The organism is Phyllobacterium sp. 01N428, assembly GCF_056399405.1.
The window spans coordinates 128,993-141,431 of record NZ_JBFTRH010000001.1; the positions used below are offsets into that span (position 1 = coordinate 128,993).

At 60.1% G+C, this 12,439-nt stretch carries 9 protein-coding genes; 2 read left to right on the forward strand and 7 right to left on the reverse strand.

The window, feature by feature from the left end:
• Positions 1 to 128: 128 nt before the first annotated feature.
• From odhB to AC1DNI_RS00690, 7 genes are all read right to left on the reverse strand, one after another.
• Positions 129 to 1,424 carry a 2-oxoglutarate dehydrogenase complex dihydrolipoyllysine-residue succinyltransferase gene (gene odhB / locus AC1DNI_RS00660; protein WP_477690459.1) on the reverse strand — a complete coding sequence of 432 codons (1,296 nt, stop codon included), beginning with the start codon at positions 1,422 to 1,424 and terminating at the stop codon, positions 129 to 131.
• A 30-nt stretch (positions 1,425 to 1,454) separates the two neighbouring features.
• Complete coding sequence (locus tag AC1DNI_RS00665) at positions 1,455 to 4,469, reverse strand: 2-oxoglutarate dehydrogenase E1 component (RefSeq protein ID WP_477690460.1); 3,015 nt, start codon at positions 4,467 to 4,469, stop codon at positions 1,455 to 1,457.
• A 165-nt stretch (positions 4,470 to 4,634) separates the two neighbouring features.
• The gene (gene sucD / locus AC1DNI_RS00670) at positions 4,635 to 5,549 is read right to left on the reverse strand and encodes a succinate--CoA ligase subunit alpha (protein ID WP_027230990.1); all 915 of its coding nucleotides are present in this window, start codon (positions 5,547 to 5,549) and stop codon (positions 4,635 to 4,637) included.
• A 3-nt stretch (positions 5,550 to 5,552) separates the two neighbouring features.
• Positions 5,553 to 6,749, reverse strand: coding sequence for an ADP-forming succinate--CoA ligase subunit beta (sucC, locus tag AC1DNI_RS00675; protein ID WP_477690461.1), 1,197 nt, complete (start codon positions 6,747 to 6,749; stop codon positions 5,553 to 5,555).
• 64 nt (positions 6,750 to 6,813) lie between these two features.
• Entirely contained in the window at positions 6,814 to 7,776 is a 963-nt protein-coding gene (mdh, locus tag AC1DNI_RS00680; protein WP_027230988.1) for a malate dehydrogenase, read from the reverse strand.
• Between the two features lie 301 nt (positions 7,777 to 8,077).
• The gene (zapE, locus tag AC1DNI_RS00685; protein WP_477690462.1) at positions 8,078 to 9,265 is read right to left on the reverse strand and encodes a cell division protein ZapE; all 1,188 of its coding nucleotides are present in this window, start codon (positions 9,263 to 9,265) and stop codon (positions 8,078 to 8,080) included.
• A gap of 51 nt (positions 9,266 to 9,316) precedes the next feature.
• Positions 9,317 to 9,853 (reverse strand): AprI/Inh family metalloprotease inhibitor, encoded by a 537-nt coding sequence (locus AC1DNI_RS00690; RefSeq protein WP_027230987.1) that lies wholly within the window; start codon positions 9,851 to 9,853, stop codon positions 9,317 to 9,319.
• Positions 9,854 to 10,244: 391 nt separating this feature from the next.
• On the opposite strand from AC1DNI_RS00690, the gene dapF reads away from it, so the two are divergent.
• Together dapF and mtaB are read left to right on the forward strand one after the other, a co-directional pair.
• Positions 10,245 to 11,138, forward strand: a complete 894-nt coding sequence (dapF, locus tag AC1DNI_RS00695) for a diaminopimelate epimerase (RefSeq protein WP_477690463.1) — start codon at positions 10,245 to 10,247, stop codon at positions 11,136 to 11,138.
• Positions 11,138 to 12,421, forward strand: coding sequence for a tRNA (N(6)-L-threonylcarbamoyladenosine(37)-C(2))-methylthiotransferase MtaB (gene mtaB / locus AC1DNI_RS00700; RefSeq protein WP_477690464.1), 1,284 nt, complete (start codon positions 11,138 to 11,140; stop codon positions 12,419 to 12,421). The genes dapF and mtaB overlap by 1 nt, the downstream gene beginning before the upstream one ends.
• Positions 12,422 to 12,439 lie beyond the last annotated feature (18 nt).

A 12,439-nucleotide genomic window follows, 5' to 3' on the forward strand; every position in this document is an offset into this window, starting at 1 on the left:
CGAGCTTGATGCCCAGCCCAATGAACACCAATCCAGTCGCGTGATTGAGTTCGTAAATATAGTGCGACATGCTCATTCTCCGGCCGCAGGACCGCCCGGTGACGATCCTGCTTGGTTGAATATTGGCACTAAAGGTCGAGTACGAGACGCTCCGGATCCTCGAGCGTATCCTTGACACGGACAAGGAACGTGACCGCCTCCTTGCCATCGACGATGCGATGATCGTAGCTCAAGGCGAGATACATCATCGGACGGATAACGATCTGGCCGCCGACGACGACCGGACGCTCCTGGATTTTATGCATGCCGAGAATGCCGGACTGCGGGGCATTGAGGATCGGCGAGGACATCAGCGAACCATAGACGCCACCGTTCGAAATCGTGAAGGTGCCGCCCTGCATGTCGGCCATCGACAGCGCGCCATCGCGGGCGGCCTTGCCGAGGCGGCCGATTTCTTTTTCGATCTCGGCGATCGACATCTGGTCGGCGTTGCGTACAACTGGAACGACGAGGCCCTTGTCCGTGCCGACGGCGACCCCGACATGGGCGAAGTTCTTGTAGATGATGTCGTTGCCGTCGATTTCGGCGTTGACCGCCGGGATCTCCTTCAGCGCATGGGTCACCGCCTTGGTGAAGAAGCCCATGAAGCCAAGCTTCACGCCATGCTTCTTCTCGAACAGCTCCTTATAGCGGTTGCGAAGTTCCATCACCGCCGACATGTCCACCTCGTTATAGGTGGTCAGCATGGCAGCGCTATTCTGCGCATCCTTGAGGCGCTTGGCGATGGTCTGGCGCAGGCGGGTCATCTTCACCCGCTCTTCGCGCGAGGCATCGTCGGCCGGCGAAGCGGGGCGCGCAACGGCCTTTGGCGCTTCGGATGCCGGCTGCTGCGCCGGGACACCCTTGGCGACGATATCGAGCACATCACCTTTCAGCACCTGGCCGCGTTTGCCCGAGCCTTCGACCTGCGAAACCGAAACGCCTTTTTCAGCGAGCAGCTTCGAGGCGGCCGGAGATGCCGGCATTTCGCTGGGACGGCGTTCGGCAATCGGCGGCTCCCCGGCAACTTCGGCGGTCTTGGCTGCGGCCTCTGCGGTGGAGGCGGCAGCACCGGCACCCGACGCCTGGGCGACAGCCGCGGGCTTCGGCTCTTCCTTCTTGGCAGCAGGGGCGGCAGTTGCGCCATCGGCAGCGCCAATCGTGCCGAGCAGCGCGCCGACTTCGACCGTATCACCTTCCTTGGCGGCGATTTCGGCCAGCGCACCGGCAGCGGATGCCGGCACTTCGATCGTCACCTTGTCGGTCTCAAGTTCCACCAAAGGTTCGTCAACGGCAATCGCGTCGCCGACTTTCTTGAACCATTTGCCAATGGTTGCTTCGGTAACGGATTCGCCCAGCGTAGGGACGCGGATTTCGGTAGCCATGTGTTCGCTCTTCCGTTGATCGTCAGTTACTTAGGAACCCAAAGCATCTTCAAGGAATGCTTCGAGCTGTGCAAGGTGTTTGGACATGAGGCCCGTTGCCGTCGATGCGGCGGCGGGACGGCCGGTGTAGCGCACGCGCTGGTGCTTGGCGTCGATATGTGCAAGGACCCATTCGAGATAGGGATCGATGAATGCCCAGGCACCCATGTTCTTCGGTTCTTCCTGGCACCACACCATTTCGGCGTTGCGGAAGCGGGAAAGCTCGGTGATGAGCGCCTTGGCCGGGAACGGGTAAAGCTGTTCAACGCGAAGCAGGTAGACATCGTCGATACCACGCTTCTCGCGCTCTTCGTAAAGGTCGTAGTAGACCTTGCCCGAGCACAGAACGACGCGGCGGATCTTCGAGTCCTTCTGCAACTTGATCGGCTGATCCTTGAGAAGCTGCGCATCATCCCAAAGCAGACGATGGAACGAGGATTCGCCGGTGAAATCGCCGATCGAAGAGACCGCCCGCTTATGGCGGAGCAGCGACTTCGGCGTCATCAGGATCAGCGGCTTGCGGAAGTCACGCTTCATCTGGCGGCGCAGGATATGGAAATAGTTAGCCGGCGTCGTACAGTTCGCAACCTGCATATTGTCTTCCGCGCAAAGCTGCAGATAGCGCTCAAGACGGGCCGACGAATGCTCGGGACCCTGGCCTTCATAGCCGTGCGGCAGCAGGCAGACGAGGCCGGACATGCGCAGCCACTTGCGTTCGCCCGATGATATGAACTGGTCGAAGACGACCTGCGCGCCGTTGGCAAAGTCACCGAACTGCGCTTCCCACAAGGTCAGCGCGCGTGGATCCGACAGCGAGTAGCCGTACTCGAAACCAAGGACCGCCTCTTCGGAAAGCATTGAGTTGATGACTTCGTAAAGAGCCTGGCCCTTCTGCAGATTATTGAGCGGAATATAGCGTTGCTCGGTATCCTGATCGTAAAGCACCGAATGACGCTGGCTGAACGTGCCGCGCTCGACGTCCTGGCCGGAGAGGCGGACCGGGTGCCCTTCCGTGACGAGCGAGCCGAATGCCAAAGCTTCAGCCGTCGCCCAGTCGAAACCTTCGCCGGTTTCGATCATCTTGGCGCGGTTGTCCTGGAAGCGCTGGATCGTGCGGTGGACATTGAGCCCGGCCGGAACTTCGGCAAGCTTCTTGCCGATTTCCTTCAGCGTCTTGACCGGAATGCTGGTCTTACCGCGCCGTTGTTCATCGGCGTTGTCCGCCGTCCGCAGGCCGCTCCAGGCGCCGTCGAGCCAATCTGCCTTGTTGGGCTTGTAGGCCTGGCCGGATTCGAACTCCTGCTCCAACGTTTCGCGCCACGTAGCACGAATCTTCTCCAGGTCGGCCTCAGTGATCAGGCCTTCCTCGATGAGCTTTGCCGCATAGAGCTGCACAGTCGTTTTCTGGCTGCGGATCTTCTTGTACATGATCGGCTGCGTGAACGCCGGTTCGTCACCTTCATTGTGGCCGAAACGACGGTAGCAAAACATGTCGATCACCACCGGCTTATGGAAGGTCATGCGATATTCAGTGGCGATCTTGGCAACGTAGACGACCGCCTCCGGATCATCGCCGTTGACGTGGAAGATCGGTGCTTCGATCATCTTAGCAACGTCCGACGGATAGGGCGACGAACGCGAAAAACGCGGATTGGTGGTAAAGCCGATCTGGTTGTTGATGATGAAATGCACGGTACCGGCAACGCGGTGTCCGCGCAGACCGGAAAGGCCGAGGCATTCCGCAACGACGCCCTGGCCAGCGAAGGCCGCATCGCCGTGGAGCAGCAGCGGCATCACCTTGGAGCGTTCGGAGAGGGGGACAACCTCGTCGCGCTCGCGTCCGGCAAGGATATCCTGCTTGGCGCGCGCCTTGCCCATGACGACCGGATTGACGATCTCGAGATGCGACGGATTCGCCGTCAACGACAGGTGCACCTTGTTCCCGTCGAACTCACGGTCGGAGGAAGCGCCGAGGTGGTACTTCACATCGCCCGAACCTTCGACGTCGTCCGGTGTATAGGAGCCGCCCTTGAACTCGTGGAAGATGGCGCGGTGCGGCTTGCCCATGAACTGGCTGAGCACGTTGAGGCGGCCGCGGTGGGCCATGCCGAGGACGATCTCCTTGAGACCCATCGAGCCGCCGCGCTTGACGATCTGCTCGAGCGCCGGAATGAGCGCTTCGCCGCCGTCGAGACCGAAGCGCTTCGTGCCCTTGTACTTGACGTCGATGAACTGTTCGAAACCTTCCGCCTCGACGAGCTTGGAAAGGATGGCCTTCTTGCCTTCATTGGTGAAGGCAACGCCCTTGTCCGGGCCCTCGATGCGTTCCTGAATCCATGCCTTCTCGACAGGATCAGAAATATGCATGAATTCGACGCCGATCGTCGAGCAATAGGTGCGCTTGAGGATATCGAGCATCTGCGGGATCGTCGCGTATTCCAGACCCAGCACATTGTCGATGAAGATCTTGCGGTCGTAGTCGGCAGGCGAGAAGCCGTAGCTCTCCGGCGAAAGCTCGTTGTAATCTTCCTTGACCTCGGCGAGGCCGAGCGGATCGAGCTTGGCATGGAGATGGCCGCGCATGCGGTAGGCGCGGATCATCATGATGGCGCGCACGGAATCACGCGCGGCGTGGATGATATCGCTGTCCGAGGCGGTCAGAACGGGGGCAGCAGCGCCATTGGTTGGGGCGCCGTTGGCGGCCTTCGCCTTGAGCTTGTCGGTGATATGCTTTTCAACTTCGCCCCAATTGCCGTCGAGCGCCGAGACGAGTTCGCCATTGCTGGCGATAGGCCAATTCGGCTTTTCCCAGGACGCGCCCTTGGCGTTCTTGATGACGTCGTCCTTGGCATCGTTGAGATTGGCGAAAAATTCCTGCCACTCAGATCCGACCGATGCCGGGTCCTTTTCGTACTGGGCATGCAGTTCCTCGATATAGTGCGCATTGCCGCCATAGAGGAACGAGGTAAGTGCGAAGATGTCGTTGGCCTGTTCTTGACGTGCCATATGTGTGACCGGAGTACCGACTCCGTCTCCCTTTGTGCGAGCTCGCCGGGCCTTCTGAGCCGGAAACGCTCTGGGTTGAGGCCAATCGGGCCCCGGGGATTGATCGGGGCGGCGCCCGCCCCAATCGATAGTTCTTCTTCATCAGGCGTCTGGCGCCAGCCGGTTTCAGCCCTTGAGGACCTCGACCAGCGTCTTGCCAAGCTGCGCCGGTGAAGGCGACACACGGATGCCCGCTGCCTCCATGGCAGCAATCTTGTCTTCCGCGCCGCCCTTGCCGCCGGAAATGACCGCGCCGGCATGACCCATCGTCCGGCCCGCAGGGGCCGTGCGGCCGGCAATGAAGCCGGCCATCGGCTTCTTGCGGCCACGCTTGGCCTCGTCGGCGAGGAACTGCGCTGCATCTTCCTCAGCCGAGCCGCCGATTTCACCGATCATGATGATCGACTTCGTCGCTTCGTCAGCGAGGAACATTTCCAGGACATCGATGAACTCGGTACCCTTGACCGGATCGCCGCCGATTCCGACAGCAGTCGTCTGGCCGAGGCCCTCGTTCGTCGTTTGGAACACTGCTTCATAGGTAAGTGTCCCAGAGCGGGATACAACACCCACCGAGCCTTTCATGAAGATGTTACCCGGCATGATCCCGATCTTGCATTCCTCAGGCGTGAGAACGCCCGGGCAGTTCGGGCCGATCAGACGCGATGTCGAACGATCGAGACGCGCCTTCACCCGCACCATGTCCATGACCGGGATGCCTTCGGTGATGCAGATGATCAAAGGAACTTCCGCATCGATGGCCTCGATGATGGCTTCGGCCGCGCCTGCGGGCGGCACATAGATCACAGAGGCATTTGCGCCGGTGCGGTCCCTGCCCTCGGCAACCGAGGCGAAGATCGGCAGCTGTGCGCTGGCGCCGGTCGGCAACTTGCCTTCCCAGGTCTCGCCGCCCTTTTTCGGATGAATGCCGCCGACCATCTGCGTGCCGTAATAGGCGAGCGCCTGTTCGGTGTGGAAAGTACCGGTCTTGCCGGTCAGGCCCTGAACGAGAACCTTGGTGTCTTTGTTGACAAGAATAGACATGCCTTAGTTTCCCTTCACCGCCTTGACGATTTTCTGCGCTGCATCGTCGAGGTCGTCGGCCGACGTAACGTTAAGGCCGCTCTCGTTGATGATCTTCTTGCCAAGCTCGGCATTGGTGCCTTCGAGGCGCACCACGAGAGGAACCTTGAGACCGACTTCCTTGACCGCCGCGATGACGCCCTCGGCAATAACATCGCACTTCATGATGCCGCCGAAGATGTTGATCAGGATACCTTCCACGGCCGGATCGGCAGTGATGATCTTGAACGCCGCCGTTACCTTCTCCTTACTCGCGCCGCCGCCGACGTCGAGGAAGTTCGCCGGTTCAGCACCATAGAGCTTGATAATGTCCATCGTAGCCATGGCGAGGCCAGCACCGTTGACCATGCAGCCGATATTGCCGTCGAGGGCGACATAGGCGAGGTCGTACTTCGACGCCTCGATCTCCTTGTCGTCTTCTTCCGAGATATCACGCAGTTCGACGACGTCAGGGTGGCGGAAAAGCGCATTGCCGTCGAAGGAGACCTTGGCGTCGAGAACGCGCAGGCGGCCATCCTTCATGACGATGAGCGGATTGACCTCGAGCAGGCTCATGTCCTTCTCGGTGAATGCCTTATAGAGCGCCGGGAACAGCGTCTCCCCATCCTTGCGCGCTTCGCCAGTGAGGCCATAAGCGTCGCTGATCTTGGCGATATCATCCGCCGTTACGCCCTTTTCAGGATCGATAGCGACGGTGATGATCTTTTCTGGCGTATCGTGGGCGACGGCCTCGATGTCCATGCCGCCCTCGGTCGAAACGACAAAGGACGGGCGGCCGACCGAGCGGTCGACGAGGATCGACAGATAGAGTTCACGCTCGATATCGGCGCCGTCCTCGATATAGAGGCGGTTGACCTGCCTGCCGGCGGGGCCGGTCTGCTTGGTAACCAGCGTGTTGCCGAGCATTTCCCTGGCGTTGGCAACGACTTCCTCGACCGAGCGGGCCAGGCGAACGCCGCCCTTTGCGTCGGGGCCGAGTTCCTTGAACTTGCCCTTGCCGCGACCGCCCGCATGGATCTGACTCTTGACCACATAAAGCGGGCCCGGCAGCGTCTTTGCCCATTCTTCCGCCTGTTCAACGGAATAGACGGCAACGCCGTTGGCGATCGGCGCACCAAAAGTGTGCAGCAGACGTTTCGCCTGATATTCGTGAATATTCATTTAGCTGTTTCCTCTCGAAAAATCCCCGCGCGGAGGATTGTTTCAGAATGGTCCGGGGCCGGATTTACTTGAGGTTCGGAGCGATGCCGATGCAGGCTTCGCAAAGACCTGCAACAGATGCGACGGAATTTTCGAAGGCCTTTTCCTCGGTCTTGTTGAGGTCGATTTCGATAACGCGTTCGACGCCGCCTGCACCGATGATGACTGGTACGCCGACATACATGTCCTTGACGCCATACTGGCCGGAGAGGTGGGCAGCAACGGGCAGAACGCGCTTCTTGTCCTTAAGATAGGCTTCCGCCATCTGCACGGCCGATGCCGCGGGCGCATAATAGGCCGAGCCGGTCTTGAGGAGGCCGACGATCTCGGCGCCGCCATCACGCGTGCGCTGCACGATCTGGTCGAGCTTTTCCTGGCTCGTCCAGCCCATCTTGACGAGATCCGGCAGGGGAATGCCGGCAACGGTGGAATAGCGCGTCAGCGGAACCATGGAATCGCCGTGGCCGCCGAGAACGAACGCGGTGACGTCTTCCACCGAAACCTTGAATTCTTCTGCCAGGAAATAGCGGAAACGCGCGCTGTCGAGAACGCCGGCCATGCCGACGACCATGTTCTTCGGCAGGCCCGAAAACTTCTGCAGCGCCCAGACCATCGCGTCCAGCGGATTGGTGATGCAAATGACGAAAGCGCCGGGCGCATATTTCTTGATGCCGGCGCCGACCTGTTCCATGACCTTGAGGTTGATGCCGAGAAGATCGTCGCGGCTCATGCCCGGCTTGCGCGGCACGCCGGCCGTTACGATGACGACGTCAGCGCCTTCGATGGCGGAGTAGTCATTGGCGCCGGCAAGCTTGGCGTCGAAATCATCCACTGGCGAAGACTGGGCAATGTCGAGCGCCTTGCCCTGGGGCATGCCCTCGGCGATGTCGAAGAGCACGATGTCGCCGAGCTCCTTGAGCCCGATCAGATGTGCAAGCGTTCCACCGATCATGCCTGAACCGATGAGGGCGATTTTGTTACGTGCCATGCTGGTTGCTTCCTTGATCTGAAGTCTTGACGGACGCCTAAGAACACATTTGGATAGTCAAGCCGCCAGACGGCAAACTTATGACAACATGCCCTTGCGTTGGGACGTTCGAATATTCCTCTTTGAAAAATAACTCAACCGAAAATTTTCACCCCAATAAATTCAATCGTTTAGATTTAACGGGATTTACGTAAACGTCAATTAGTTCTGAGTTTTTCGAGCGCATTCAAGGCTATTTCTATCACGCAGAACTTGTCAGATTGATGAAATTGCCGGGAGTTTTCAGGCATCCCCCGGCTCCCTAGACGCCTGCCGATTTCGGCTCTGCACGCGAATGTGTTGTGCCGGTTGCAGCAATATAGTCTTCGCTCTGCATCTCGAAGAGCCGCGACGCCGTACGGTCAAACTCGAATGCCTCGGTGCCGGTTTTGGCGTGGTAGAGTTGGTCGGGGGAAGCAGCAGCGGACATCACCAAGTGAACCTGATTGTCGTAGAGCACATCGATGAGAATGATGAAGCGCTTCGCTTCGTTGCGACGAGGGTAGTCGAGGACGGGTACGTCATCGATGAAGATCGTACGGAAGCGTTCGACAATCGCCATGTAGTCGGCCGCACCGAGCGGTTTCGAACATAGGTCTGCGAAGCTGAAGCGGGCTGTCCCGCGCGCCGCTTGCGGGATCGAAACCGTATGCCCCTTCACTTTCAGGCTATCCGGCGCGACAACGGCTCCATCGGTCGCCGCATGCCAGGCCGCGTCCATCTGCCGTTTTGTTTCGTCGCCGAGCGGCGAAAGATAGACCGGCAGATGATTGAGCTTTTCCAGGCGGTAGTCGGTGCGCGCGTCGAGACTGACGACATCGACATGTGTCTTGAGAAGCTCCACGAACGGCAGGAACAGCTGCCTGTTGAGACCGTCGCGATAGAGATTGTCGGGAGCCACATTCGAAGTTGCGACCAGAACCACGCCCCGTTCGAACAAGGCACGGAAAAGCCGCGACAGGATCATGGCGTCGGCAATGTCGGTCACCGTAAATTCATCGAAGCACAGAACCCAGGCCTGCTCGGCCAGTGCCTCGGCAACGGGTGGAATCGGGTCCTCCTGCTTGGTATCCCCGTTCTTCAGCGCCTGCCGGTGCGCATTGATGCGCTCGTGCACATCCGCCATGAAATCGAGAAAATGCGCGCGTCGCTTGCGCTTTGCCGGAACAAGCTGGTGGAACATGTCCATCAGCATCGTCTTGCCGCGACCCACCTCGCCATGGATATAGAGGCCCTTGATAAAATCCCGCCGCGGCGCCTTCCGGCCGAAAAGCCAGCCGAGGGCGCTCGACTTCGTCGCTAGCCGCGTCGTGGCAAGCTCATGGATCAGCCGGTCGAAGCAATCTGCCAGCCGTTGCTGCGCCGGGTCGGCCTCGATGTCGCCTGCAGCCACAAGCGCGTCATAGCGCTCGCGGACCGAAGGAAAGACTTTCAGATTGTCGTGCGACATGCGCGGTGCAGTCTCCGCGGGCGCCGGCGGATACCGGCGCGCCGTGCTTGGTTATCGCGACAGACGCAGCGACTGTCCGCCGGATGTCTGGCCGTCGAAGCTCGACTGGCCCGTAGAATAGAGCTTGGCGACCGTGCCGCCCGCCGCATCAAACAGCGTCAGCTGCTTGCCGCTCACGGCCCACGACGAGAGGTTGGCGAGTTCGCCCGGGCAACGCAACGGACCGGCGCGGTAACCTTGGCCGAACTTTGTCTGCGGCGTCGCGATCTTGCAGCTCTGGCCCCCCATCGAAGCATTCCAGACGCCGGCGACGCTGCCTGCAGTCAAATCCGGCGCATTTTCCGGCGGGATTGCGGCAACCTGGGTGTTTGGCTGGGTACCGGTCCCCGGGGTGCCCGTGGTCGGAGCGGTCGGAAATTGATTTGCGCCACCAGGCGGCGGCAACTGGCTCGAACTTACGCTGCCGGACGGTGCCGGCTGGAGCGGGGCGGGACCCGAAGACACGGGGTCAAGCCGCGAACTCTGGCATCCTGCCAGTACCATGCCTACCGCGGCAACGGTCAGCAAATTGACTTTCAAAGACCCCATAACCTCAGCTCTCCATCTGCGCATTCGAACTCCGGAATGCGATTCCATTCGGCAAATATTAACCGCGATACAAAGGTGATCTCGGCGAAATTTCAACCCGCACATCGAAAAAACAGCCGCATTCAAAGTCTAATTGGCGGCAAGATTTCGCGAAAATAGCCGGAAATGACAATATCGCCACACCTTGCACGTGCTGACGCCCGCATACGCATATTGGCGCCATTAACCAATTCAACCATTTCAAGGTGAATAAAGTCTTATATCGAAACGCTTTGCCCAGCGCCTCCGTCCGCGACACCATTGATTCCTGGCGGCACTGGCAATTTTCCACCAATTCCGCCATATAGGCCCCATATAAATGGGAAGTGACGGCAACGGGCAAGTAACAGGCATGGCAGGACAGGTGCAATTTGCGAAAATGAACGGCCTCGGCAACGAAATTATCGTTGCCGACATGCGCGGTCGTGCTGATCGCATTGCCCCACACGCAGCCATTGCACTCGACCATGATCCGGCGACAAAGTTCGATCAGATCATGGCGATCCACGACCCGCGAACCGTCGGAACCGAAGCCTATATCGAGATCATCAATTCGGATGGCAGCCAGGCGCAGGCCTGCGGCAACGGTATGCGTTGCGTCGTGCAGGCCCTCAGCGCCGAAACGGACAAGCGCGCCTTCACCTTCGAGACGATCGCCGGAATCCTCACCGCGCAGGAACATGCGGATGGCCAGATTTCGGTCGACATGGGTATTCCGCGCTTCGACTGGCGCGACATTCCGCTCGCCGAGCCGTTCTACGATACGCGCCGGATCGAGCTTCAGATCGGGCCGATCGATGCGCCAGTCCTGCATTCGCCCTCCGTTGCCAGCATGGGCAATCCGCATGCCATCTTCTGGGTCGATCAGGATGTCTGGACCTACGACCTCGAACGTTTCGGGCCCCTTCTCGAGAATCATCCCATCTTTCCGGAACGCGCCAATATTTCCATCGCTCATGTGACCAGCCGCAATGCCCTGACGTTGCGCACGTGGGAACGTGGCGCCGGCCTTACGCGCGCCTGCGGTTCGGCCGCCTGCGCCGCTGCCGCTTCCGCTGCGCGCACCGGACGCACCGACCGAACCGTGACCGTTACCGTGCCCGGCGGCCCCTTGCTGATCGAATGGCTCGACAACGACCATGTCATCATGACCGGACCGGCCGAGTGGGAATTTGCCGGCAGCCTCGACCCGCAAACCGGCGCTTGGCAGCGCGAAGAAGCGGCATCGTCGCAGGGAGCCGCCTGATGGGCGTCGACGTCGTCACGTTCGGCTGCCGTCTCAATACCTATGAGTCGGAAGTGATGAAGCGCGAGGCCGACGCAGCCGGTCTGGGCACGCTGGAAAATGGCGCCATCATTTTCAACACCTGTGCCGTAACCAGCGAGGCGGTACGCCAGGCCCGGCAGGCGATCCGCAAGGCCAGGCGCGACAATCCCGCCGCACGGATCATCGTCACGGGCTGCGCCGCGCAGACGGAAGCGGAAGCGTTCGCCGAAATGGACGAGGTCGACCTCGTGCTCGGCAACGAGGAAAAGCTCAAGTCAAACTCCTACCGCATGCTGCCGGATTTCGGCGTCAACCAGTTCGAGAAGGTTCGGGTCAACGACATCATGGAGGTGCGCGAAACCGCCTCGCATATGGTCGACGCCATCGAGGGCCGCGCCCGCGCCTTCGTGCAGGTCCAGAACGGCTGCGACCACCGCTGCACCTTCTGTATCATCCCCTATGGGCGCGGCAATTCACGCTCCGTCCCGATGGGCGGTGTGGTCGAACAGGTGAAGCGGCTGGTCGGCAATGGCTATGCCGAAGTGGTCCTCACCGGCGTCGACATGACGAGCTACGGGCCCGACCTGCCGGGAAACTTGCGCCTTGGCAAATTGGTCAAGACGGTACTGAAATCGGTTCCAGATTTGAAGCGGCTGCGTCTTTCCTCGATCGACTCCATCGAGGCCGACGACGATCTGATGGAGGCGCTCGCGACGGAGCCGCGGCTGATGCCACATTTGCATCTCTCGCTCCAGTCCGGCGACAACATGATCCTGAAACGCATGAAGCGCCGGCATGCGCGGGAGAATTCGATCGCATTCTGCGCTGAAGTCCGGACCATCCGTCCCGACATCGTGTTCGGCGCCGATATCATCGCCGGTTTTCCCACCGAAACGGATGAGATGTTTGAAAACTCCATCCGCATTGTTGAAGAATGCGGCCTGACGAACCTGCACGTTTTCCCGTTCAGCCCCCGCAAGGGAACGCCCGCAGCCCGTATGCCGCAGGTCGAACGCAGAATCGTCAAACAACGGGCAGCTCGGCTGCGTGCTGCGGGCGATGCGGCATATTACAGGCATCTCGACGGGCTCATCGGCACGACCCAGAAGGTTCTCGTTGAACGCGACGGCATCGGGCGCACCGAGGGCTTCACGCTCGTCGACATCGATGGCGGCGTTGCGGGGCAAATAGTCGAGCGGACGATCGGCGGGCACGACGGTAACAAGCTGCTGGCAAACGGTCGCGACCGGCGCGCAGCATAACAGGCAAAGCAGCATTCA